The organism is Azospirillum brasilense (genome assembly GCF_022023855.1).
GTDB lineage: Bacteria > Pseudomonadota > Alphaproteobacteria > Azospirillales > Azospirillaceae > Azospirillum > Azospirillum brasilense_F.
The window spans coordinates 1,304,872-1,329,425 of the sequence record NZ_CP059450.1 but is presented as its reverse complement, the minus strand read 5'-3'; the positions used below and the strand labels follow the sequence as shown (position 1 = coordinate 1,329,425).

Below are 24,554 nucleotides of genomic sequence, written 5' to 3'. Positions count from 1 at the left end.
ATGGAGTGGTCCGATCAGGGCGTCGTGCTGTCGGCCCGGCCGCATGGCGAGACCTCGGCGGTCGTCACCCTGCTGACGCGTGACCACGGGCGGCACGCCGGCATGGTGATGGGCGGGCGGTCCAGCCGCACACGGGCGGCACTGCAGCCCGGCACGCTGGTGTCGGCGCGCTGGCGCGGACGCCTGCCGGAGCATCTGGGCAACCTGACGCTGGAGGTGGTGCAGGGCTATTCCGCCGCCTTTCTCGATGATCCGTTGCGACTCGCGACCCTGACCGCCGCCTGCGCGCTGGCCGAGGCCGCCCTGCCGGAGCACCAGCCGCACCCGGCGCTGTTCGACGGGCTGCTGGCCCTGTTCGGCCTGCTGGGCGGCGACGCCTGGGCCGAGTCCTACGTGCGGTGGGAGGTCGGGTTGCTGGCGGAACTCGGATTCGGGCTGGATCTCGACCGTTGCGCGGTCACCGGAGCCAACGATTACCTCGCCTATGTCAGCCCGCGCACCGGGCGCGCGGTGTCGGCCTCGGCCGGGGAACCCTACCGCGACCGGCTGTTGCCGCTGCCCGGATTCCTGATCGGTCTGGGCGGCGGCGGGCCGCAGGCGGTGGCGGAGGGACTGCGCCTGACCGGTCATTTCCTGGAGCGCCATCTGCTCAACGGACCGCTGCCGGCCGCAAGGCTGCGATTAAGAGAACGTTACGAGAACGCGGTGGCGTACCGCCGCTAGATCTGGTATCCACACGCCATGACGTCCCAAGACCCCGTCCTCGACATCCAGGAGAAGCCGCTCCGCGACGCGCTGAGCGAGCGGTATCTGAGCTACGCGCTGTCCACCATCATGGCGCGGTCGCTGCCCGACGTGCGCGATGGGCTGAAGCCGGTGCACCGGCGTCTGCTCTACGCCATGAGCCAGCTGCGGCTCGACCCCTCGACTCCGCCGAAGAAGTCGGCGCGCGTGGTCGGCGACGTGATCGGCAAGTTCCACCCGCACGGCGACACCTCCGTCTACGACGCGCTGGTCCGTCTGGCGCAGGACTTCGCGGTGCGCTACCGGCTGGTGGACGGGCAGGGGAACTTCGGCAACATCGACGGCGACAACGCCGCGGCCATGCGTTACACCGAAGCGCGCCTGACCGACGTCGCCAAGGCCCTGCTGGAAGGCATCGACGAGGACGCGGTCGATTTCCGCCCGACCTACGACGGCGACGGGGAGGAGCCGGCGGTTCTGCCGGCCAATTTCCCCAACCTGCTGGCCAACGGCTCCAGCGGCATCGCCGTCGGCATGGCGACCAACATCCCGCCGCACAACGCCGCCCAGCTCTGCTCCGCCCTGCGGCTGGTGCTGAAGCACAAGCTGGACTGCGTCAAGGCGGCGCTGGCTGGCAAGGAAAAGCCGGCCCCGACGAAGATCGAGGATCTTGTCACCCTGATCTCCGGCCCCGACTTCCCGACCGGCGGCGTGCTGGTCGAGCCGCGGGCCAACGTCGTCGAGGCCTACCGCACCGGCCGCGGCTCCTTCCGCCTGCGCGCCCGGTGGGAGGTGGAGAAGCTGGGGCAGGGCACGTGGCAGGTCGTCGTCACCGAGATGCCCTATCAGGTGCAGAAGGCCCGGCTGGTCGAAAAGATCGCGGAGCTTCTGACCAACCGCAAGCTGCTGCTTCTGGAGGATGTGCGCGACGAGTCGGCGGAGGATGTGCGCCTCGTCCTGGTGCCGAAGAGCCGCAACGTCGACCCCGAGGTCCTGATGGCCTCTCTGTTCCAGACGACCGATCTGGAAATCCGCTTCGCCATGAACATGAACGTGCTGGACAAGGACAACGTCCCGCGCGTCATGAACCTGTTCGAGGTGCTCGACGCCTTCCTCGACCACCGGATGGAGGTGTTGGAGCGGCGGTCCCGCCACCGGCTGGCCAAGATCGACCATCGGCTGGAGGTCCTGGGCGGCTACCTGATCGCCTATCTGAACCTGGACGAGGTCATCCGCATCATCCGCGAGGAGGACGAGCCCAAGCAGGAGCTGATGCGCGCCTTCTCCCTGACCGAGGTGCAGGCCGAGGCCATCCTCAACATGCGGCTGCGCAACCTGCGCAAGCTTGAGGAGATGGAGATCCAGCGCGAGAACGACGCGCTGACCGCGGAGAGGGCCGGCCTGAGCGAGCTGCTGGCGGACGAGAGCCTGCGCTGGAAGACCATCGGCAGGGAGACGGAGGAGACGCGCAAGCGCTTCGGCGAGGACCGCCGGACCCTGGTCGCCGAGGCCACGGCCGTCATCGACATCCCGGTCGACGCCATGGTGGAGCGCGAGCCGCTGACCGTACTGTGTTCGCAGAAGGGGTGGATTCGCGCGGTGCGCGGCCATCTGACCGACGCCGAGCGCCTCGACGTCAAATACAAGGAAGGCGACAAGGAAGGCTTCTGGGTCCATTGCGAGACCACCGACAAGCTCCTTGTCTTCGGCACCAACGGCAAATTCTACACGCTGTCCGCCGACAAGCTGCCGCGCGGGCGCGGCTTCGGCGAGCCGGTGCGGCTGATGATCGATCTCGGCAACGAGGCAGACATCATCACCCTGTTCAAGCACCAGCCCGACCGCCGCCTGCTGGTCGCGTCGGAGGACGGGCGCGGCTTCCAAGTGGAGGAGAACGAGGTCGTCGCCCACACCCGCTCCGGCAAGCAGGTCCTTAACCCCGACGACAACAAGGACGCCAAGATCTGCATCCCGGCGGAGGGCGACCATGTGGCCGTCATCGGCAACAACCGCCTGCTGCTGGTCTTCCCCCTGGAGCAGGTGCCGGTGATGGCCCGCGGCAAGGGCGTGCAGCTTCAGAAGTACAAGGATGGCAGCCTGTCCGACCTGAAGGTCTTCACCATCGCCGAAGGGCTGAGCTGGAAGCATGGCGAGCGGCAGTTCAACGTCACCAACCTGACCGGCTGGCTGGGCAACCGCGCCGGCGTGGGCAAGATGCCGCCCAACGGCTTCCCCAAGGTCAACCGGTTCACCTGAACCCCCTATTACCTAACGTTGCACGCAAACGGGGGGCTTTCGGCCCCCCGTTTCACTTTTGGCGGAATTTCCGACGGAAAATTCCCGAATTGGTAGGGTCGAGCCATGCTCGGACTTGAAGTCTGCCCCGCGATTCCGGCATAGTCATCGTATCAAAAGGAACTCGGTGCCGCCGACCGAAGGAGTGCCCCGCCCCGAAGGGGGCGCCATGGGCCGGAGGAACACCGGGCGACAGGGAGGCACGCGCATGGTCACCACAGATCCGTGTGAAGGCACAGCGGCGGCTCAGGGCTCCATCGACTCCGGCAGCCCCGGTCCGTGACCCGCACGGTGACGTCGATCCGGCGTTGCCAGACAACTTCCTCAAAATCAACAGCCTTTCGGTTCGCATGCCGCGCTCCCTTTCCGGGGGCCGGAACGGCGGTGTGCGCCCACGCCGGGACGAGAGGACCCAAGGAGACCGCCATGAAACGCCGTACCTTCATCACCAGCGCCGGTGTCGGTGTCGCCGCCAGCACTTTGGCCGCGCCCGCCATCGCGCAGAGCAACCCCGAGATCAAGTGGCGCTGCGCGTCGAGCTTTCCCAAGAGCCTGGACACCATCTACGGCGGGGCCGAGCGGGTGGCCAAGCGCGTCGCCGAGATGACCGAGGGCAAGTTCCAGATCCGCACCTTCGCCAGCGGCGAGATCGTCCCCGGCCTGCAGGTGCTGGACGCCGTGAAGGATGGCACCGTGGAGTGCGGCCACACCGTCTCCTATTATTACGTCGGCAAGGACCCGACCTTCGCCTTTGACGCGGCGATGCCCTTCGGCCTGAACGCGCGCCAGCAGAACGCCTGGATGACCCATGGCGGCGGCATGGAGCTGATGCGCGAGTTCTTCAAGGGCTACAACATCGTCCAGTTCGCGGCGGGCAACACCGGCACCCAGATGGGCGGCTGGTTCCGCAACGAGTTGAAGTCCGTGGAGGACCTGAAGGGCCTGAAGTTCCGCATCGGCGGCTACGCCGGCACCATCCTGCAGCGCCTGGGCGTCGTGCCGCAGCAGATCGCCGGCGGCGACATCTACCCGGCGCTGGAGAAGGGCACGATCGACGCGGCGGAGTGGGTCGGCCCCTACGACGACGAGAAGCTCGGCTTCAACAAGGTCGCCAAATACTACTACTACCCCGGCTGGTGGGAGGGCGGACCGCAGGTGTCCTTCCTCGTCAGCCTGCCGCAGTGGGAGCAGCTTCCCAAGCATTACCAAGCGATTCTCGAAGCGGCCTGCGCCGACGCGACCGCTGACATGGTCGGCAAGTACGACGTGGTGAACATGCACGCGCTGAAGCGTCTGGTCGGCGCCGGCACGGTGCTGAAGCCCTACCCGCGCGACATCCTGCAGGCTTGCTACCAAGCGACCTTCGACGTCTACGAAGAGGAAGCCGCGAAGAACGAGAAGTTCCGCAAGGTCTACGAACAGTGGCGCAAGTTCCGCGACGAGGAATACCTGTGGTTCCGCGTCGCCGAGAACACCTTCGACAACTTCGTCTACTCCGCCCCGACGCCGAAGAAGAAGTCGTGAGGAGAAAAGCCGGACACGAAAAAGCCCCGCGGAAGCGGGGCTTTTTTGTTGCCGATAAGCGGGCAGGCTTTCCGGTTCCTCCCCCACCAAGCGGGGGGGAGGGAGTGGATGGACCGGTTACTTGCCCTGCAACTGCCGCATGAGGTCGGCGTTGGGGTCCTCGGCGGGCTGTTCCGGCGCGCCGAACGGCGGCGGCGGCTCGCCCGAATCGAAGGCCGGGATCTCGATCTTCACGTTGTCCAGATCGATCGGCTCGCCTCGGTCCAGGCCGGAGAAGACCATTTCCGGGAACATGATGACCAAGGCCACCATGATCAGCTGGATGCAGACGAACGGCACGGCGCCCCAGTAGATCTGGCCGGTGGTGATCTTCTTGATGATCTTTCCGGTGATCTTGTCCTTGTAATCCTCGCGTGGAGCGACGCTTCGCAGGAAGAACAGGGCGAAACCGAAGGGCGGATGCATGAAGGAGGTCTGCATGTTGACGCCCAGCAGGACGCCGAACCAGATCAGGTCGATGCCCAGCTTCTCCGCGACCGGGGCGAGCAGCGGCACGATGATGAAGGCCAGCTCGAAGAAGTCGAGGAAGAAGGCGAGCAGGAAGACCATGATGTTGACGACGATCAGGAAGCCCAGTTCGCCGCCCGGCAGGCCGGTCAGCAGATGCTCCACCCACAGGTCGCCGTTCACGGCGCGGAACACCAGACCGAAAACCGTCGAGCCGATCAGGATGAAGATGACGAAGGAGGACAGCTTGGCCGTCGTGTCCATCGCCTGACGCATCAGCGACCAGCTCAGCTGCCGCTTGATGAGTGCCAGGATCATGGCGCCCGCGGCACCCATGGCGCCGCCTTCCGTCGGCGTCGCGATGCCGAGGAAGATGGTGCCCAGCACCAGGAAGATCAGGACCAGCGGCGGCACCAGCGAGGTCAGCACCCGGAACAGCAGCTGGAAACCGCGCAGGGAGCGGGCCTCCAGCGGCAGGGCCGGGGTGAACTCGGGGCGGACGATGCTGGTGACCAGGATGTAGCCGGCGTAGAGACCGGTCAGCACCAGGCCGGGGACCAGAGCGCCGGCGTACATGTCGCCGACCGAGCGGCCGAGCTGATCGGCCAGGATGATCAGCACCAGCGACGGCGGGATGATCTGGGCCAGAGTGCCCGACGCCGCGATGACGCCGGTGGCGACCCGCCGGTCATAGCCGTAGCGCAGCATGATCGGCAGCGAGATCAGGCCCATCGAGATGACCGACGCGGCCACCACGCCCGTCGTGGCGGCAAGCAGCGCGCCGACGAAGATCACAGCGTAGGCCAGACCGCCGCGCAGCGGGCCGAACAGCTGCCCGACCGTGTCGAGCAGGTCCTCGGCCATGCCGGATCGTTCGAGGATCAGCCCCATGAAGGTGAAGAAGGGAATGGCCAGCAGCGTGTCGTTGCGCATGATGCCGAAGACGCGCTCCGGCAGCGCCTGGAACAGCGCCGGGGTCAGGAGACCCAGCTCGATGCCGATCAGACCGAAGAGAAGGCCGTTCGCGGCGAGCGCGAAGGCGACCGGGAAACCCATCAATAGGAAAAGAACAAGCGCCGCGAACATCAGCGGCGCCATGTTCTCAATGAGGAAGGCGGCCATCGTGTGTGGTCCCCGGTCTCTTAGGAGTGGCTGTGCATCTTCTCGCCGGGCTGGTCAATAAGACCGGCCAGGAAGGCGACGCGCTTGATCAGCTCGGACACCGCCTGCATGGTCAGCAGGAAGAAACCGGCGGGAACCAGGATCTTGGCCGGCCAACGGATCAAGCCGCCGGCGTCGCTCGACATTTCCTTGGTGATGAAGCTGTCCCAGAACATCGGCCAGGAGAGCCACATGATCAGGATGGCCATCGGGAACAGGAAGAAGAGGATCCCGAAGATGTCCACCATGCACTGGACACGCCTTGAGAAACGGCCGAGCACGATGTCGATGCGGATGTGTTCGTTGCGCAGGAACGTGTAGCCCGAGCACAACAGGAAAATCGCGGAGAACAAGTACCATTGCAGCTCAAGCCAAGCGTTGGAGCTGTAATGGAGGCTATAGCGTATGATCGCGTTGCCGGCGCTGACAATCACGGCGACCAGCACCAGCCAATAGACGAGCTTGCCGATGCCGTCGTTGACAGCATCGATCAGCCCGCTGATTCGGAGCAGGAACCTCAACGGAGAGCCTCCCTGTTGGTTTGGAACGGGTGTATCCCCGTCCGTTCCTTTTGTTGCCCTGTGAACGGTGGCGCTGGGCGCCGGTTCAATCTTTTATGGTAACACCATGGGGTGTTTGGTGCGGCAATATTCCGCAGGAGACCCCGGCAGCGCAAGAGCTTGAAAGCCTTTATACGTGATTGCCCCAATAGTCACCGATCACAGGCAATCCGGCGGTCGGTCGGTCAGTCTTCCGGATCGTTCGGCAGGCGGAACCAGCCGTCACGGCCCAGCGCCTCCAGCGGGCGGAACTTGGCCTTGTAAGCCATCTTGCGGCTCTGGGCGATCCAATAGCCGAGATAGACGTAGGGCAGCCCGTCCGTTTGGGCGCGTTCCAGCAGGCTGAGGATCATGAAGCTGCCCAGGCTGCGGCGGTCCTGGCGAGGGTCGTAGAAGCTGTAGACCGCGGAATAGCCGTCGGTCAGCCGGTCGGTCAGCATGCAGCCGACCAGCCGTCCCTCCGCGTCGCGGGCTTCGAACAGGCTGGTGTCCGCCCGCCCCTCGTCGATCATGGCGGCAAAGTCGGCCATCGCCATGCGCGCCATGTCGGACTCGCCGTGGCGGGAGTTCTGGTAGAGCGAGAACAGCCGGTACTGCTCCGTCGTGGCCGCGGCGGGCGCCTCCGCCAGGGTCAGGTCGCCGTTGGCCCGGCGGACGCGCTTCTGCGACCGGGTGGGGACGAAGGACCCGACCGGGATGCGGACCGGAACGCAGGCCTGGCAGTTCGGACAGACCGGCCGGTAGACGATGTCGTGGCTGCGCCGGAAGCCGGCGCGCGACAGGGTGGAGTTGACCTCCGCCGAATAGGGACCCAACAGCCGGGTGAACAGCTTGCGCTCCACCCGTCCCGGCAGATAGGGGCAGGGCATCGGCCCGGACCGGAAGAACTGCTGGAGCGGGCGGAGTTGCGGCTGGATGACCGACATCGGCTGGCTGACTTCTGAATCACCGGCCCGGGGGCCGGCTGTTGGGGTTCGGCGGCTGGAAGAGGATGCTGAACAGAGGTTACTGGGATTGGCTCTGGGTCATGACGACGGTGTCCTGGCCGAAGAAGGCGCGTCCGATCTCGGTGGTGATCCCGCAGAGCTGGGCCTGCACGCCGTCCAGATACTCGTGCAGGCCGAGCTGGATCACCTCCTCGATAGGGCGGGCCAAAAGCGCGCCGAGCAACTCGTCCACCTTCTCCATCGCGTCACTGCCGTTGCGCAGGGTGTAACGGGACTTCAAACGGGTCAAGAGGCCGTCGATCTGTCGCACACACATCACAACGGATCGCGGGAATCCCTCGTTGAACATCATGAAGCCGGCGACCGTCGTGGGCGACATGCCGCGCGGGTAGACTCGCCGGAAGGCGTGGTACCCGGCGGCGGAGCGCAGCACCGTCGTCCACTGGCTCATGTCCAGCGTGGAGCCGACCACCACGGGGGAGGGCAGCAGCGTGTGGTACTTGATGTCAAGCAGGCGGGTGGTCTGGTCCGCCCGCTCGATGTACTTGCCGAGCTGGTAGAAGTACCAGCCCTGGTCGCGGTAGAAGGTGCCCTCGGTGATGCCGGTGTGGGTCTGGCACTCCTCCTTGATCCAGGTACAGACCTTGGACAGGTTGGACAGGGCGACGTCCTTGCCGTTCATCTCAACCAGCTTGTTGTGGAACACGTTGATCTGCGTCCACATTTCGGTGGAGATCCACGGGCGCAGGACGCGGGCGTTCTCCCGCGCCATGCGCAGCATGGACACCAGCGAGTTCGTGTTCTGGGTGTCGAACATGTAGTAATGGACCACCGCTTCCGCCGTGGGGCGGTCGTGGCGGCTGAAGAAGTCCTTCTCGTCGGCGTTGAGCTGGACGATGGAGAACCAGTTGGTCATCCCCCGCGTGTCGCGCGCGAAGGTCTCATGCACGTCCAGGATCCGGGCGAGATTCTCGGCGCGCTCCATGTAGCGCGCCATCCAGAAAATGCATTCGGCGTAACGGGCCAGCAGATTCACGACGCGCTCCCTTCCTGTGACCCATCCTGGAGTACCCAGGTGTCCTTGGACCCGCCGCCCTGCGACGAGTTGACGATCAGCGTGCCCTTCTTCAACGCCACGCGGGTCAGACCGCCGGGCAGGACCCAGGTGTTCTTGCCCGTGATGGCGAAGGGGCGCAGGTCGACGTGGCGGGGATCGATGCCGTCGTCGGTCACGGTGGGGCAGACCGACAGGTCGACCACCGGCTGGCTGATGTAGTTGGACGGATCGGCCAGCAGCTTGGCCCGGCAATCCGCCAACTCCTCCTTGCTGGCGCGCGGGCCGATGGTGATGCCGTAGCCGCCGGCCTCGCCGACCGGCTTCACCACCAGCTTGTCCAGGTTGTCCAGCGTGTACTGCAGCGCGTCGGCCTCGCGGCAGATGCGCGTGTCCACGTTGGGGATGATCGCCTCTTGGTCCAGGTAGTATTTGATCATCCGCGGGACGTAGCAGTAGATCGCCTTGTCGTCCGCCACGCCGGTGCCGATGGCGTTGGCCAGCGCCACGTTGCCCTTGCGGTAGGCCTCCATGATGCCCGGCACGCCCAGCATGCTGTCCGGGTTGAAGGCCTTGGGGTCGAGGAAGGCATCGTCGATGCGGCGGTAGATCGAATCGACTCGCGCCAGACCGTTGGTGGTCTTCATGTAGACGCGGTCGTTCTCCACCACCAGATCGCGGCCCTCGACCAGCGGCACGCCCATCTCGCGCGCCAGGAAGATGTGCTCGAAATAGGCGGAGTTGTAGGAGCCGGGCGACAGCAGCACGACCTGCGGGTCGGCCACGTCCTGCGGCGCGATCTCCATCATCGCGTCGAGCAGCTTGTGTCCGTAATTGTCCACCGGACGGATGCCGATGTCCTGCATCAGGTCGGGGAACACGCGCTGCATCATGTGGCGGTTCTCGACCACGTAGGATACGCCGGACGGCACGCGCCCGTTGTCCTCCAGCACGCGGAAGGTCCCCTCGCGGTCGCGGACCAGATCCGTGCCCATGATGTGGATGTAGGTGTCGAACGGCACGTCCAGCCCGACCATCTGCGGCCGGAAGCAGCCGTTGCCCAGCACGAGGTCGGCAGGGATTACCCCGTCTTTCAGGATCTTCTGGTCGTGGTAGATGTCGTGGAGGAACAGGTTCAGCGCCATGACGCGCTGGGTGATTCCCGCCTCCAGATGCGCCCATTCCTTGGCCGAGATGACCCGGGGAATGATGTCGAAGGGAAGAATCCGGTCCACCGCATCCTTGTTCGAATAAACGAGGAAGGTGATGCCCAGATTGTACAGTTCACGTTCGGCGTCCTGCGACCGCCGCAACAGATCCCCGAAGTTCAGACCGGCAAGTCTCTGCCGGATCAGCGCCGAGTGCTCGGCTGGATAATCACGGCCTCCGAACAATTCGTCGTAGTAAAGACCGGGATCATAGTTCGTCAAAAGGTCATTCGCCTTGCCTTCGGGTACGCTCACAGACTCCCCCGCAGCTAACGCCCTTGATTGACCGATGCCGTATGGCAATGGTGTCTGCCGCGAAGTATGAACCATCGCTTCGCCTTTTGAACAGGGCAAACATTCCCCGCGTTGTGCGGCGCATCGACAAAACAAGAAGAGGTACGTTCAAAGGCAAGGAACTAACGCCTTGGTACCAGCGCCGCATCAGCTTTGGTATCAATTCGTGGCGGCGGGTGCGGCTGCGGTCTTGCTTTCGCGCAGCAACACCATGCTGATGCGGCGGTTGCGCGGACTGCCCGGCTGCTCGGGCACCAGCAGATCGCGGTCGGCGCGGCCGATCACGTCTTGGACGCGCTCCTCCGGGATGCCGCCGGCGATCAGGGCGCGGCGGGTGGCGTTGGCGCGTTCGGTGGAGAGGTCCCAATTGTCGCGCCCGGCCCCCGAGGTGAAGGGGATGCCGTCGGTGTGGCCGCTGATCGACAGCTTGTTGGGCAGCTTGGCGAGCGCCTTGGCCACCTGCATGACGAGCTGGCGGGTCTGCGGGTACATCTGGCCCGACCCGCCGGGGAACATCGAGACGCGGTCCTGGTCGACGATCTGGATTCGCAGGCCCTCGGGCGTCTGGTCGATCATCAGGTTCTGGGCCAGCGGCTCCAACTCCGGCACGGATTGGATGGCCTGACGGATCTCGGTGGCGGCCTGCTGGAACTGGCGGGCCTCCTTCTGGGCGTCCTGCAGCTTCTCGCCGCCTTCCTTCACCCGTTCCGCGAAGTCGGACAGCCGTTCCCCCGGCTTCTGGCCAGGAATGCCGAGTTGCTTGGCCTGCTCCTCCAGTCGCTTCTGGTAGTCGAGCCGCGACTCGTTCGATTTCTGCTCGGCGGTCGATGCGGGCGGCGGCGGAGCGGCGTCGGTCGGGTCGTTCGCCTCGTCGTCCTCCTGGGTCGAATGGCCGGGCGGGCCGGAGACCGGAACGTCGGCGGACATCGGGGACGAGGGAGAGATCTGGGCGCCCGGCGCGGTGATGGTGCGCCCGCCCAGCATGCCGCCGGACCCGGAGCTTTCACGGCTGACCGACGTCGGCGAGAAATAGTCCGCGATGCCCTTGCGCTGGTCCGACGTGGTGACGTTGAGCAGCCACAGCAGCAGGAAGAAGGCCATCATCGCCGTCACGAAGTCGGCATAGGCGACTTTCCACGCGCCGCCATGATGGCCGCCGTGGCCACCCTTCTTCTTCTTGATGATGATCGGCCGTTCGCCGCCGGACGGGTTCGCTGACATGAAGCCTTGGCTGAATGGGGCCTTGAGGTCGGGAATTCGCGGCCAGTGCGGACGCCCGAAGGGTGGGCCATCATCCTTAAGATCCATTTAATGCGATGGATGGCGGCTTCCGGCTCACGCGGCAGGCCGCCGCTTCCGGACGGTCCGGGGCAGATGCGGCTTGCACCGAGGGTCCGGCTGGGATAATCCCGCTGTTTCGCCGTCGCACCCTCGCCCCAATAACCGACGAGCCCACACAGGCCGCCATGACCATCGACTCTCGGGCCTTCCGCAATGCCCTCGGATGCTTCGCCACCGGCATCGCCGTGGTCACCACCGTCGCCCCGGACGGCGAGCCGATCGGCGTGACCGTCAATTCCTTCTCGTCGGTGTCGCTCGACCCGCCGCTGGTGCAGTTCTGCCTGGGCCGCGCGGCCATGTCCTTCGAGGCCTTCACCACCGCGCCGTCCTTCGCGGTGAACATCCTGGCCGAAGGGCAGGCGGAACTGTCCAACCGCTTCTCGCGCCGCGACCTGCAGGAGCGCTGGGACGGGGTGGGTGTCGAGCGCTGGGACAGCGGCGTTCCGATCCTCACCGGCTGTCTCGCCAGCCTGGAGTGCGACCGGGAGCATGTCTATGACGGCGGCGACCACGTGATCATCGTGGGCCGCGTCCGCCGCCTGTCCGGCAGCGAGGACGGGAAGCCGCTGCTCTATTTCCGCGGCGCCTATGCGCAGCTTCCCTGAGCCGGGTCCGGGTCAGGAAATATCCGTCATCAGCTCCGTCGGAAAGCCCGCCTCCTCCATGTGGGCGACGAGGCGCTGGACGTGGCTGCGTCCGCGGGTTTCCAGCACCACGTCGATCTCGGCCATGCGCACCGGCACGTCGTGGAACAGGCGCTGGTGGTGCACCTCCACGATGTTGGCCCCGGCCTCGCCGAGCAGGCGGGCCACCCGGGCGAGCGCGCCAGGGGCGTCGGTGATGCCGATGCGCAGCCGCACCATGCGCCCCTCGTAGACCAGCCCGCGCGTCAGCACCTGCGCCAGGATGCGCGCGTCGATGTTGCCGCCGGACACCACGATGCCCACCCGCTTGCCGCGGAACCGCTCCGAATTGTCCAGCACCGCGGCCAGACCCGCCGCCCCGGCCCCCTCGGCGACCAGCTTCTGCACGGTGGCGAGGCGGTAGACGGCCTCCTCCAGCCGGGGCTCGCCCACCTCCACCACCGCGTCCACATGCCGGCGGACCAGCGGCAGGGTGACGGCGCCGGGGGCCTTCACCGCGATGCCGTCGGCGATGGTGGCGCCGCCGCAGGTGATGGGCTGCCCCGCCAACGCCTGTCGCATGGACGGGAACATGGCGCACTCCACCCCGATCACCGCGATGTCCGGCTTCAACGCCTTGGCCGCCACCGCCATGCCGCCGATCAGCCCGCCGCCGCCCACCGGCACCACCAGCATCTCCAGGTCCGGCGCGGCGTCGAGCAGCTCCAGGGCGGCGGTGCCCTGGCCGGCGGCGATCAGCGGGTCGTCGTAGGGGTGCACGAAGGTCAGCCCCTCGCGCGCCGCCAGCTCCTGGGCGTAGGCCGCCGCGTCGCTCAGCGTCTCGCCGTGCAGTTCGACCCGCGCGCCGAGGCTTTCCGTGCGCTCCACCTTGGTGAAGGGGGTGAAGGAGGGCATCACGATGACCGAGCGGATGCCCAGCCGCGTGGCGTGACAGGCCACCGCCTGGGCGTGGTTGCCCGCCGACATGGCGATCACCCCCGCCCGCCGGTCCGCCTCGCCCAGCGACAGCAGCTTGTTGAGCGCCCCGCGTTCCTTGAAGGAGCCGGTGAGGTGCTGGTTCTCCAGCTTCAGGACCACCGAGCAGCCGGTGATCTCGGACAGGCGGGGCGATGCCTCGGTGGGGGTGACGGGGAGGTGGCCCGCGATCCGCGCGGCGGCGGCGCGGACATCGTCCAGGGTTAGAGTCGGTGCTGGCTCGGTCATTGAGAACTCCCTGGACGGGTGGGGGAAAGCGTCAGCAGCGTGGCGCCCTCGCGGGCGAGCGTGCCGCGGTCGCCGGCCAGCCGCAGGCCCGCCCCGTCGCGCCAGCCCTGCACCAGATCCCCCCAATGGGGCGACAGCGGGTTGCCCGACTGGCCGGTGGCGATGGAGAAGCGGGAGTTGCCGAGGTCCGCCAGATCATAGACCGCGCGCAGCCCCGGACCATGGACGTGGGAGAAGGGGGCCTGTGGGTCGCGCACGCGGGTGGTGCCGCGGTTGACGGTGAAGGCGCCGCCGCCGGTCGGGATGGACAGGTCGAACAGTTGGCCGAGCAGCGGCACTTGGCCCAGCAGCCGGTGGTTCAGGGCGGCCTTGTGCTCCGCCCCCCAGCGCCAGTTGGTCATGTCCGCTCCGTGGCGCCGCTCGATCTCCGCCAGCGCCGTCTTCAAGGCTCCGGCCAGCATGGCGGTGCAGTCCTCGCGGGCCGGCGTCGTCCGGTCGTCGCACCACTGCGGCGCCTGGGTCAGCACGCGATGCAGGGCGCGGGGGCGCAGGTCCCAATAGCTCTGGAACAGCGGTCCCAGCTCGTCGGCGAAGATGCTGCGCACCAGCTCCCGCTCCCACCAGGAGAAGATCAGCGGCTCGGCCCGGTCGCGGTCCATCCGCCCGTCCCAGCCGGCCAGACGGTCGAGCGCGGCGCGGGCCTGTCCATTGAGATCGGGCACGGTGCGCAACGGCTCCAGCATCAGGGGCAGCAGGTCGCGCGCCGGCAGGGACAGCTCGTCCATCTGCTGGGCGGCGACCTCCTCCACCGTGTGCGGGCCGTCGCCGAGCATTTGCATGATCCGCTCCGCGCGGGCGGGGTCCGGCCATTCGGTCGCCAGGGCGTAGGGATAGCCGGGGCCGACCACCGCGTTGTTTGCGTTGACGAACTGGCCCGACGGCGGATCGACCGCCTGGGGCAGCGCGTCGAAGGGGATGTAGCCGATCCAGTCGTATTCGCCGGTCCAGCCCGGCACCGGAACGCGCCCGTCGCCGCCGCGCCGCACCGGGACCAGCGCCGGCGACAGGAAGCCCAGCGTTCCCGCCGTGTCGGCATAGACGACGTTCTGCTGCGGCGCGACGTGGAGGAACAGCGCCTCGCGCACCGCCGCGGCGTCGGCGGCGTGGTTGAGGCGGTACAGCGCCTCCGCCGTGGTGTCGGCGGCGGTCAGGCCGGGGAAGGCCAGCGCCAGCACATGGCCCTCCGGCGCGGCGTCGGCGGCGTCCGGCGTGGACAGCACCGGGCCGTGCCGCGTCTCGCGCACCGTCAGCGTCTCGTCCGGCTGGCCGGCGATGCGGATCGTCTCCTGGCGCGTCCCGAAGGCCGCGCTGCCGTCCGGCGTCAGGTAGCGGCCGGGGGCCTGAGGGTCGAGCTTCTCGATGAACAGGTCCTGGGTGTCGCTGTGGGTGGTGGTAAAGCCCCAGGCGACGCGCCCGTTGTGCCCCAGGATGTGAAGCGGCACGCCGGGGATGGTCGCTCCGGCGATGCGGTGTTCCGGTGTCACGATGCGCGCCAGATACCACAGGATCGGCGCCTCCAGCCCGAGATGGGGGTCGTTGGCGATGATCGGCTTGCCGGTCGGGCTGCGCGCCCCGGTCAGCGCCCACTCGTTGGACGCTGTGTCGAAGCCGAGATCGGGCAAGGCGGCCAGCGCGCCCTGCAGGTCCATGCCGTCGAGCGCCGCCGCCAGGGTCACCGGGGCGGTGGGGTCCGAGTCCGGGAACAGGTCAAGCATCTGCTCCGGCGTCAGGCTTTTCAGGGCGCTGGCGCGGAACAGCTCGTCCCGCGAATCGCCGGAGAGCTGGAGCGCCATCAGCTTGCCCCAGACGAGGCTGTCGGCGGGCCGCCAGGGCTCCGGCGTGTGGCGCAGGAGCTGAAACTCGATGGGCAGCGCTTCGGGGCGCGTCTCCATCCAGGCGTTCACCCCGGCGGCGTAGGCGTCGAAGGCCAGGCGGGCTTCCGGCGACAGCTCCTCATAGGCTTCCTCGGCCCGGCGGTGGACGCCCAGCGTGCGCATGGAGCGGTCGAGCCGCAGCGCCCAGTCGCCGAAGCGCGTGCCGACCAGCTCGGCGAGACGCCCGGCGGCGCCGCGCCGCATCGTCTCCATCTGCCACAGCCGGTCCTGCGCGTGGACGTAGCCGAGCGCGAAATAGGCGTCCCGCTCGGTGGCGGCGAAGATGTGCGGGATGGCGTTGCGGTCGCGCAGGATCTCCACCGGGCCCTCGATCCCCGGGACGGTGACCGCGCCTTCGTAGGCCGGGGTCTGCTGGCGAAGCCACAGCAGGAATCCGCCCGCCCCCAGCACCGGCACCGCGATCACCAAGGCGAGAACGGCGACCAGCATGGCCAGGGGCTTGCGGACGGCGCGGGGAATCATTTGGGGCCAGGGCTCTGAATGGGGGCTCAACAGACAGAGATGGGGATGGGGGCGGCCCGGGGCTATGCTCGCCGATCTCGATCGCTTCCGCCCGCGATCCCGGACTTATGGCGCCGTGGCTTCCCTCAGATAGGCGACCAGATCCCGGCGGTCGGCCGCGCTGGTGATGGTCTGCATCGGCATCTTGCTGCCGGGGGTCATCACATCGGGGCCGATCTCGAACAGCCGGGCCACCGCCACCTCGTCCCAGACGATGCCGCTGCCCTTCAGCGCCGGGGAATAGTGATAGCCCTCGACCGCCCCGGCGGGGCGCCCGAACAGCCGCCACAGCGTCGGGCCGGCGCGGTTGCCGCCGTCCGGAGTGAGCGTGTGGCAGAAGGCGCAGGCGCGGAACAGCGTCTTGCCGCGCTCCGGATCGGGAGCGTCGTCGCCCAGCGCGGGGCTGCCGGCGGCCAGCAGGAGGAGGGCGGCCAGCGGCAATCTCCCATTCACGGCGCGTCGTCCGGATCGGTGACGGTCAGCGCGACCACCGACGTGTTGATGAGCAGCTTCCCGGCGTTCTCGAAATTCACGGTGACGCGGTCACCGATGGCCGACTGCACCTGCCCCAGACCCCAGTCGGGGCGGGCGGGGTGGCGCACCCAGGCGCCGGGAACCAATGAATCGTCCATGCCGCGCCTCCTGCATCCGCCGGAATTGGTTATCGCTTTCGCGGGATGACCGTGGAAAAGCGGCGGCATCCGCGCTCCTGGAATGATACAAACGAACGTCGCCGCCGGCCATCCCCATGGGGCACCGGCATGCAACAGAATGCCGCCCGGCCAGGGGAAGTTCCCAGGGCTGCGGCCATGGTCGCCACCCGGTTTGCCGGAGGTCGGCCGTCAACGATCTGGAGACCACCCGTGCCGCTTGACATCCGCGTGATCGAGCTTGTCGCTTCCCGCATCTGCCACGACCTCGTGAGCCCGGTGGGAGCGATCCGCAACGGGTTGGAGCTGATCGAGGAGATGGAGGACGAGCCCGCCGGGGGCTTTATGGGCGAGGCGGTGAAGCTGATCGAGCATTCCTCCGGGCAGGCCGACCGGCGGCTGCGCGTCTTCCGGTTGGCCTACGGCCTTGCCGGGCGCGAGCAGAAGGGCTTTGGCGACACCCGCTCCTCCGCGCAGGGGTTGCTGGAAGGCGGGCGCACCACGCTGGACTGGCCGGCGGGGGTGCCGAACGACCAGCTCGCCTTCAAGCGCGGCGCGTCGAAGGTGCTGCTCAACGTCATCATCCTGGCCGACGAGGCGCTGACCCACGGCGGCACCATCACCGTCGCGGCGGAGGGGGACGAGCAGGCGGGGCGCTTCACCATCACCGCCGCCGGGCGTCCCGGCGCCCTCAAGGACGAGTCCGCGGCGGCGCTGGCCGGCACGGTGGCCGCCGCCGACCTGACCCCGCGCAGCATCCACGCCTACATGACCGGGCGCTTCGCGGAGGACGACGGCTACCGCGTCGCCGCCACCCCGGCCGGGCCGGACCGGTTGGTCTTCACCGTGGAGTGGTGACGCGGCCCCCACCGGGGGCGTGACCCGCGCATCGACGTGTTTCAAACCGCCGCCGGTCCGGTGCGCGGCACTTCGTCATGGCTGCGTGGAGCGCGCTTGGCGGTCATAGGCCGCCGCGCCAGCGCCGGCCGCTCGGGCTGTGACTTTTGGCCGGTGAGCTCGGCACGACGGCGGAGCCCGAGAGTGGTATCGAAGGAGGTAAGGTTCTCTTAATCAGTGTTTGACAGGCTCCCACCGTAGCTGGAAAGGCCCGTACCGGCGGCGTCGCGCACGCCGCCCTCCGGACGGCCCGGCCGGAAACGGATACAATTGCGGGCGTGGGGATCGCGACATGGATGATCTGCTCTCCGAATTCCTGACGGAAACCAACGAGAACCTGTCGGTTCTCGACGTGGAACTGGTCCGTCTGGAGCAGAATCCCAACAATCCGGAACTTCTGTCGAACATCTTCCGTCTGGTGCACACCATCAAGGGCACCTGCGGCTTCCTCGGCCTGCCGCGCCTGGAAAAGGTCGCGCACGCCTCGGAAAACGTGTTGGGCAAGTTCCGCGACGGTGAACTGACCATCAACCCGGAAGCGGTCTCGCTGATCCTCCAGGCGCTGGACACCATCAAGAGCCTGCTGGCGGTGCTGGAGGCGACGGAGGCCGAGCCGCCGGGCGACGATCTGCCGCTGATCGAGCGGCTGAACCTGTGCGCCGAAGGCAAGCTCGGCGCCGGCGCTGCGCCGGCCAAGCCCGCCACAGCCCCCGAGCTCCCGCCGGCCCCCGCGGTCGCGGCGGCGGAGGTGGCTCCGGTCTCCTCCTCGGGCAACCTCACGCTGGACGAGCTTGAGGCGATCTGGAACGCCACCCCCGGCCCGACCAGCACCGCGCTGGCCCCGGTCGCCGCGGAGCCGGCGGAAGAGCCCGCCCCCTCGCACGATCTGGTGGTGCCGGACCCCGATCCGGTCCCCGCCGCCGCCAAGATGCCCGCTCCCGCCGCGGAGGCCGCGTCCGGCGCCGGTGCGGGCGGCGAGGCCGCGACCAAGGAATCGGCGGTCGCCGCGCAGACCATCCGTGTCAACGTGGACCTGCTCGAAAACCTGATGACCATGGTGTCGGAGCTGGTGCTGACCCGCAACCAGCTCCTCCAGATCCTGCGGTCGCAGAAGGAGAGCGAGTTCGCCGCCCCGCTGCAGCGCCTGAACCATGTGACGTCCGAGCTGCAGGAAGGCGTCATGAAGACGCGCATGCAGCCCATCGGCAACGCCTGGGCCAAGCTGCCGCGTCTGGTGCGCGACCTGTCGCACGAACTGGGCAAGAAGATCGATCTCCAGATGCTCGGCGCCGACACCGAGCTGGACCGTCAGGTGCTGGAGCTGATCAAGGACCCGCTGACGCACATGGTGCGCAACTCCGCCGACCACGGCCTGGAGGTGCCCGCCGACCGTCTGCGTTCGGGCAAGTCGGAGACCGGCCGCATCACGCTGAACGCCTATCACGAGGGCGGCCACATCATCATCGAGATCCAGGACGACGGTAAGGGCCTGGCGATCGACCGCATCAAGCAGAAGGCGATCCAGAACGGGATGGCCTCGGAAGGCGAGCTGGCGGCGATGTCCGACCAGCAGATCATCCAGTTCATCATGAAGCCCGGCTTCTCGACCGCGGCGAAGGTCACCAACGTGTCGGGCCGCGGCGTCGGCATGGACGTGGTCAAGACCAACATCGAGAAGATCGGCGGCACGATCGAGATCAAGTCCCAGCAGGGCAAGGGCTCGACCTTCGTCATCAAGATCCCGCTGACGCTGGCCATCGTCTCCGCCCTGATCGTGGAGTGCGCCGGCGAGCGCTTCGCCATCCCGCAGATCAGCGTGGTCGAGCTGGTGCGCGCCGCCGCCGACAGCGAGCACACCATCGAGCGGTTGAAGGGCACGCCGGTCCTGCGCCTGCGCAACCGCCTGCTGCCGCTGGTCTCGCTGCAGGAGCTGCTGCGGCTGGACGACCAGGAGGGTGGCGAGAAGAAGACCGACGAGACCTTCATCGTGGTCACGCAGGTCGGCACCTACACCTTCGGCATCATGGTCGACCGGGTGTTCGACACCGAGGAAATCGTGGTGAAGCCGGTGGCGCCGATCCTGCGCCACATCGAGATGTTCTCGGGCAACACCATCCTCGGCGACGGCTCGGTCATCATGATCCTCGACCCCAACGGCATCGCGTCGGCCACCGGCGAGATGGCCATGGGCGAGACCGCGTCGAAGGAGGCGACCTCCGTCCAGGCGACCCGCCAGGAGGACAAGATGGCCCTCCTGCTGTTCCGTGCCGGGGCCGGCGCGCCGAAGGCGGTGCCGCTGTCGCTGGTCGCCCGCCTGGAGGATGTCGACCTCGCCAGCGTCGAATCGTCCAACGGCATGCCGGTGGTCCAGTACCGCGGCAAGCTGATGCCGCTGGTGCCGATCGATCCGGGCTTCATGATCGGCCAGGAAGGCCGCCAGCCGGTTCTGGTCTTCGCCGACGGCGACCGGTCGATGGGCCTGATCGTCGACGAGATCGTCGATATCGTGGAGGAGCGTCTGGTGGTGCAGCTCACCGCCGACCGTCCGGGCCTGATGGGTTCGGCGATCATCGCCGGCAAGGCGACCGACGTGCTCGACGCCGGCTTCTTCCTGACCCAGGCCTACAAGGATTGGTTCGGCTCGTCCTCGACCGATGCGTACGAGGAGGAGAGGGCGCTCCAGCGCGTGCTGCTGGTCGACGACAGCCCCTTCTTCCGCAACCTGCTGACCCCGCTGCTGTCGGTCGCCGGCTACGACGTCACCGCGGTGGAGAACGCCAACGAGGCGCTGGCGCTCTGCGAGGCGGGCGAGGACTTCGACGTCATCGTCTCCGACATCGAGATGCCGGGGATGAGCGGCTTCGACTTCGCCGAGGCGGTCCGCCAGGGCGGCACCCGCTGGAGCGGCACGCCGATGGTCGCCCTGTCCAGCCACGCTTCCCCGCGCGACCTCGACCGCGGCCGTCAGGCCGGGTTCACCGATTATGTCGCCAAGTTCGACCGTGACGCTCTGCTGTACGCGCTGCAGCAGACCCTGTCCGAGCAGAAAGGTGCCGCATGAGCAACGCCAAGCTGCCCGCCACGACCAAGAAGTCCAAGGGCGACGAGATCACCTCCGGTGGCAGCCAGGACTATGTGACCATGACGATCGCCGACCAGCTGTTCGGCATCCCGGTCCTGCAGGTCCAGGACGTGCTGGGGCACCAGCGGATCACCCGCATCCCGCTGGCCCCGCCGGAGGTCGCCGGCTCGCTGAACCTGCGCGGGCGCATCGTCACCGCCATCGACGTGCGCCTGCGGCTCGGCCTGACCTCGCGTCCGAAGGACAAGCCGGGCATGTCCATCGTGGTGGACCTGCGCGGCGAACTCTACAGCCTGATGGTCGATTCGGTGGGGGAGGTGCTGAGCCTCTCCAACGATGACTTCGAGCGCAACCCGGCCACCCTCGACCCGCGCTGGCGCGAGGTGTCCACGGGCATCTATCGCCTGAACGGTCAGCTCATGGTGGTCCTGGACGTGCCGCGTCTGCTGAACTTCACCACGATGGAAGCGGCCTGAGGCGAAACCCCGGTCGGTGTGCAAAGCGAAGCCTGAGGCCCGTTCACCATGAAAGTTTGTCTGGTCGTCGACGACAGCCGCGTGGTCCGCAAGGTCGCGCGGAAGATCCTGGAAGAGCTGCACTTCGCCTGCACCGAGGCGGAGGACGGCAGGCAGGCCATGGAAGCCTGCGCGCAGAAGATGCCGGACGCCATCCTGCTGGACTGGAACATGCCGGTGATGACCGGCATCGAGTTCCTGCGCCGCCTGCGCAAGATGAGCGGCGGGGACATTCCCAAGGTTGTGTTCTGCACGACGGAGAACGACCTCGCCCACATCCAGGAGGCGCTGTCCGCCGGGGCGAACGAGTACATCATGAAGCCGTTCGACAGCGACATCATCCAGACCAAGTTCGAGCAGGTCGGGCTGCTGTGACGGGCGGGACCACCGCACCGCGCACCGTTCCGACCCTGAAAGGCTGATTGCGTTATGTCCGATCGTTTCGGCAGACCTCCTCCCCCCGCACCGGCGGGCCATCCCACCGGCGCGGGCGGCGGCGATCCCGTCCGGGTGATGGTGGTCGACGACTCCGCCGTGATCCGTGGCCTTCTGACCCGCGCGCTGGAAGGCGATTCCGAAATCCGCGTGGTCGCGTCGGTCGGCGACGGTCAGATGGCGGTCAATGCCCTGCAGCGCAACTCGCTCGACGTCATCGTCCTCGACATCGAGATGCCGGTGATGGACGGGCTGACCGCCATCCCGAAGCTGCTGGCCGTGGCGCCGCAGGTGAAGATCATCATGGCCTCGACGCTGACGCTGCGCGGGGCCGACATCTCCATGCGCTGCCTGTCCGCGGGGGCCGCCGACTACATCCCCAAGCCGACCTCCACCCGCGAGATCGGCGGCGCGGACGCCTTCAAGCGCGAGCTGGTGTCGAAAGTCAAGGCGCTGGGCGCCGCCGCGCGCCGTGCCGGATCCCGCACCCGCGGCGAGCTGCGCCCGCTGACCCCGGTGCCCGCCGCCTTCCTGAAGCGCGAGCCGCCGCCTGTCACGCTGCGCCCGGCTCCGGCCGTCGGCTCCGTCGGTCAGGTCAAGCCGGACGTGATCGCCATCGGAAGTTCCACGGGCGGCCCGCAGGCGCTGTTCGAGGTGCTGGCCCATCTGAAGACCGGCGTCACCCAGCCGATCCTGATCACCCAGCACATGCCGGCGACCTTCACCACAATCCTGGCCGAACACATCACCCGCCAGTGCGGGCTGAACGCCCAGGAGGCGAAGGACGGCGAGCCGGTCGTGTCGGGGCGCTGCTACATCGCGCCGGGCGACTTCCACATGCTGGTCACCCAGCGTGCGGGCGCCAATGTGATTTCGCTGACCAAGGACCCACCCGAGAACTTCTGCCGCCCGGCGGTGGATCCGATGATGCGGTCCATCCTTCGCGCCTTCGGCGGGCGCAAGGTTCTCGCCTGCATCCTGACCGGCATGGGGCAGGATGGGCTGAAGGGCTGCACCGATGTGGTGAACGCCGGCGGCACCCTGATCGCGCAGGACGAGGCGTCCAGCGTCGTGTGGGGCATGCCGGGCGCCGTCGCCCAGGCGGGCATCTGCTCGGCGGTGCTGCCGCTCAAGGAAATCGGTCCCTACATCCGCAAGTTCGCATCGAGGGCAGCATGAGAGTCGAAGATTTCGACATGTTCTCCACGCTGCTCAAGCAGCGTTCCGGTCTGGTCCTGACCCGGGACAAGGCCTACCTGCTCGAATCCCGGCTGATGCCGGTAGCGCGCAAGTGGAACATGAAGGGGCTGGAGGAGCTGGCCTCCACCGTGCGGACGCGCAAGGACGAAGCGCTGCTGCGCGACATCACGGAGGCGATGACGACCAACGAGTCGTCCTTCTTCCGCGACCAGAAGCCCTTCGACCAGTTCAAGCAGATCGTCCTGCCGAAGCTGATGGCGGCGCGGTCCGCGAAGCGGTCGATCCGCATCTGGTCGGCGGCCTGCTCGTCCGGGCAGGAGGCCTACTCGCTGGCCATGCTGTTGAGCGAGGACGCGGCGAAGCTGGCCGGCTGGCGGATCGAGATCGTCGGCACCGACATCTCCGCGGAGATGGTGGAACGCTCCAAATCGGGCATCTACACCCAGTTCGAGGTGCAGCGCGGCCTGCCGATTCAAATGCTGGTGAAGCATTTCAAGCAGCAGGGCGACAAGTGGCAGATCAGCCAGCAGCTCCGCCAGATGGCCTCCTTCCGCGAGTTCAACCTTCTGGGCGACCTGTCCGGGTTGGGGCAGTTCGACATCGTGTTCTGCCGCAATGTGCTGATCTATTTCGACCAGCCGACCAAGACCAAGGTGCTGGAGGCGATCGCCCGCCAGATGCCGCAGGACGGCGTGCTCTATCTGGGCGGTGCGGAAACCGTGCTGGGCATCACCGACCGCTTCAAGCCGGTGGAAGGCCAGCGCGGCCTCTACAGTCTGGGTGGTTTCCAGGTGCCGAGCGGGCTGAAGGCGGCCGTCTGATCAGGGCCGTCTGATCAGGGCTGCGTGACGGTGAGGCGGTCGGCGGCGCCTTCCTCCATGATCCAGCAGCGGAAAGCGGCGATCTTAGGCCGGTCGGCGGTCACCTCCGGGCAGACGAGGTAGTAGCCGAAGTCTCCCGGCAGCGCGAGGTCGAACAGCCGGGTCAGCCGCCCGCTCGCCAACTCCTCCAACACCAGGGTGCCGCGCGCCATCGCGATGCCCTGGCCGTTCTCGGCGGCTTCGATGGCGATGCCGATCTCGTCGAAGACCATTTCGGAGCTCGGCTTCAAATCGCCGAGCCCGGCCATCGCCAGCCACGTTGCCCAATAGCTGTGGCCGGTTTCCTCGACCAGAACGTGATGGCGCAGGTCGGCCGGCTGCCGCAACGGCATCGGTCCTTGCAGCAGAGCCGGGCTGCACACCGGGAACACCGCGTCGTCGAGGAAGCGGTCGGCCCGCAAGCCCTCCCACACCCCGAGGCCGTGGCGAAGCCCGATGTCGATGTCGGCTTCGCGCTCGAAATCGATCTCGTGCTGGCTGACGCTGATGCGCAGGTGGATTTCCGGGTGGCGGGCGCGGAAGCGGCCGATGCGGCTCATCAGCCAGCGGCTGGCGAAGGAGGGCGAAACGCTCATCGTCAGCACGCCGGAGCGCTCATGCTCCATCACCCGCTCCAGGCCGGTGGCCAGCCGCGCGAAGGCGTCGCGCACGCTGGGCAGCAGGAGCTGGCCGGCGTCGGTCAGAACCAGCGCCTGATTCAGCCGGCGGAACAGTCGGATGCCCAGCCGATCCTCCAGCGTGCGGATCTGGTGGCTGATCGCGCTCTGGGTGACGTTCAGCTCCTCCGCCGCGCGGGTGAAGCTGAGATGGCGGGCCGCCGCTTCGAAGGCGCGCAGGCCGTTGAGGGGAGGGATCTGCATGGGTCCGCATCCGCCGGATTGTTGCCCGGCCGCATGAAATTCTCTCATGCAGGTTAGAGAAAGCATCCTTTGCGGACAACCCGATTCCGGGTGCAT

Annotated in this window: 21 protein-coding genes; 10 read left to right on the top strand and 11 right to left on the bottom strand. The window is 67.5% G+C overall.

The genetic code is table 11. The features are described from left to right. The 3 genes from recO to H1Q64_RS19470 all read left to right on the top strand — a co-directional run bounded on the left by recO (position 1) and on the right by H1Q64_RS19470 (position 4,563). Positions 1–723, top strand: coding sequence for a DNA repair protein RecO (recO, locus tag H1Q64_RS19480; protein WP_237905225.1), 723 nt, complete (start codon positions 1–3; stop codon positions 721–723). Between the two features lie 18 nt (positions 724–741). Then, on the top strand, positions 742–3,000 hold the full coding sequence (gene parC, locus H1Q64_RS19475) for a DNA topoisomerase IV subunit A (RefSeq protein WP_237905224.1): 2,259 nt from the start codon (positions 742–744) through the stop codon (positions 2,998–3,000). Between the two features lie 465 nt (positions 3,001–3,465). Further along, entirely contained in the window at positions 3,466–4,563 is a 1,098-nt protein-coding gene (locus H1Q64_RS19470; protein ID WP_237905223.1) for a TRAP transporter substrate-binding protein, read from the top strand. Between the two features lie 117 nt (positions 4,564–4,680). Here H1Q64_RS19470 and H1Q64_RS19465 read toward each other — a convergent pair whose 3' ends face one another. The 6 genes from H1Q64_RS19465 to H1Q64_RS19440 all read right to left on the bottom strand — a co-directional run bounded on the left by H1Q64_RS19465 (position 4,681) and on the right by H1Q64_RS19440 (position 11,515). Next, the gene (locus H1Q64_RS19465; protein WP_237905222.1) at positions 4,681–6,192 is read right to left on the bottom strand and encodes a TRAP transporter large permease; all 1,512 of its coding nucleotides are present in this window, start codon (positions 6,190–6,192) and stop codon (positions 4,681–4,683) included. Between the two features lie 20 nt (positions 6,193–6,212). Further along, complete coding sequence (locus H1Q64_RS19460; RefSeq protein ID WP_237905221.1) at positions 6,213–6,752, bottom strand: TRAP transporter small permease subunit; 540 nt, start codon at positions 6,750–6,752, stop codon at positions 6,213–6,215. Between the two features lie 224 nt (positions 6,753–6,976). After that, positions 6,977–7,717 carry an arginyltransferase gene (locus H1Q64_RS19455; protein WP_237905220.1) on the bottom strand — a complete coding sequence of 247 codons (741 nt, stop codon included), beginning with the start codon at positions 7,715–7,717 and terminating at the stop codon, positions 6,977–6,979. A 79-nt stretch (positions 7,718–7,796) separates the two neighbouring features. Next, positions 7,797–8,774, bottom strand: coding sequence for an alpha-E domain-containing protein (locus H1Q64_RS19450; protein ID WP_237905219.1), 978 nt, complete (start codon positions 8,772–8,774; stop codon positions 7,797–7,799). Beyond that, on the bottom strand, positions 8,771–10,222 hold the full coding sequence (locus tag H1Q64_RS19445) for a circularly permuted type 2 ATP-grasp protein (RefSeq protein ID WP_237905218.1): 1,452 nt from the start codon (positions 10,220–10,222) through the stop codon (positions 8,771–8,773). The genes H1Q64_RS19450 and H1Q64_RS19445 overlap by 4 nt, the downstream gene beginning before the upstream one ends. Before the next feature lie 231 nt (positions 10,223–10,453). Next, on the bottom strand, positions 10,454–11,515 hold the full coding sequence (locus H1Q64_RS19440) for a flagellar motor protein MotB (protein ID WP_237905217.1): 1,062 nt from the start codon (positions 11,513–11,515) through the stop codon (positions 10,454–10,456). Between the two features lie 245 nt (positions 11,516–11,760). On the opposite strand from H1Q64_RS19440, the gene H1Q64_RS19435 reads away from it, so the two are divergent. Continuing rightward, the gene (locus H1Q64_RS19435) at positions 11,761–12,240 is read left to right on the top strand and encodes a flavin reductase family protein (protein ID WP_149165158.1); all 480 of its coding nucleotides are present in this window, start codon (positions 11,761–11,763) and stop codon (positions 12,238–12,240) included. 12 nt (positions 12,241–12,252) lie between these two features. On the opposite strand, the gene H1Q64_RS19430 is transcribed toward H1Q64_RS19435, so the two are convergent. From H1Q64_RS19430 to H1Q64_RS19415, 4 genes are all read right to left on the bottom strand, one after another. Continuing rightward, positions 12,253–13,482: a threonine ammonia-lyase gene (locus H1Q64_RS19430; RefSeq protein WP_237905216.1), complete on the bottom strand. Its 1,230-nt coding sequence runs from the start codon at positions 13,480–13,482 to the stop codon at positions 12,253–12,255. Beyond that, complete coding sequence (locus tag H1Q64_RS19425) at positions 13,479–15,899, bottom strand: penicillin acylase family protein (RefSeq protein ID WP_237905215.1); 2,421 nt, start codon at positions 15,897–15,899, stop codon at positions 13,479–13,481. The genes H1Q64_RS19430 and H1Q64_RS19425 overlap by 4 nt, the downstream gene beginning before the upstream one ends. A 105-nt stretch (positions 15,900–16,004) precedes the next feature. Then, on the bottom strand, positions 16,005–16,391 hold the full coding sequence (locus H1Q64_RS19420; protein ID WP_237905214.1) for a c-type cytochrome: 387 nt from the start codon (positions 16,389–16,391) through the stop codon (positions 16,005–16,007). Then, positions 16,388–16,570 carry a DUF3553 domain-containing protein gene (locus tag H1Q64_RS19415; protein WP_014198307.1) on the bottom strand — a complete coding sequence of 61 codons (183 nt, stop codon included), beginning with the start codon at positions 16,568–16,570 and terminating at the stop codon, positions 16,388–16,390. The genes H1Q64_RS19420 and H1Q64_RS19415 overlap by 4 nt, the downstream gene beginning before the upstream one ends. Positions 16,571–16,801: 231 nt before the next feature. Here H1Q64_RS19415 and H1Q64_RS19410 point away from each other — a divergent pair, with 231 nt between their 5' ends. The 6 genes from H1Q64_RS19410 (at position 16,802) to H1Q64_RS19385 (ending at position 23,538) form a co-directional block, all read left to right on the top strand. Then, complete coding sequence (locus H1Q64_RS19410; protein WP_014198308.1) at positions 16,802–17,446, top strand: histidine phosphotransferase family protein; 645 nt, start codon at positions 16,802–16,804, stop codon at positions 17,444–17,446. Between the two features lie 331 nt (positions 17,447–17,777). Further along, positions 17,778–20,546, top strand: coding sequence for a chemotaxis protein CheW (locus H1Q64_RS19405; RefSeq protein WP_237905213.1), 2,769 nt, complete (start codon positions 17,778–17,780; stop codon positions 20,544–20,546). Further along, positions 20,543–21,043 carry a chemotaxis protein CheW gene (locus tag H1Q64_RS19400; RefSeq protein ID WP_014198311.1) on the top strand — a complete coding sequence of 167 codons (501 nt, stop codon included), beginning with the start codon at positions 20,543–20,545 and terminating at the stop codon, positions 21,041–21,043. The genes H1Q64_RS19405 and H1Q64_RS19400 overlap by 4 nt, the downstream gene beginning before the upstream one ends. Before the next feature lie 48 nt (positions 21,044–21,091). After that, the gene (locus H1Q64_RS19395; RefSeq protein ID WP_035678531.1) at positions 21,092–21,457 is read left to right on the top strand and encodes a response regulator; all 366 of its coding nucleotides are present in this window, start codon (positions 21,092–21,094) and stop codon (positions 21,455–21,457) included. A 138-nt stretch (positions 21,458–21,595) separates the two neighbouring features. Continuing rightward, positions 21,596–22,696: a protein-glutamate methylesterase/protein-glutamine glutaminase gene (locus tag H1Q64_RS19390; RefSeq protein ID WP_237906467.1), complete on the top strand. Its 1,101-nt coding sequence runs from the start codon at positions 21,596–21,598 to the stop codon at positions 22,694–22,696. After that, on the top strand, positions 22,693–23,538 hold the full coding sequence (locus H1Q64_RS19385; protein WP_237905212.1) for a CheR family methyltransferase: 846 nt from the start codon (positions 22,693–22,695) through the stop codon (positions 23,536–23,538). Before H1Q64_RS19390 ends, H1Q64_RS19385 begins: the two co-directional genes overlap by 4 nt. 14 nt (positions 23,539–23,552) lie before the next feature. Here H1Q64_RS19385 and H1Q64_RS19380 read toward each other — a convergent pair whose 3' ends face one another. Continuing rightward, a complete protein-coding gene (locus tag H1Q64_RS19380) occupies positions 23,553–24,458 on the bottom strand; it encodes a transcriptional regulator GcvA (protein WP_237905211.1) in 906 nt (301 codons plus the stop codon). Between the last annotated feature and the right edge of the window lie 96 nt (positions 24,459–24,554).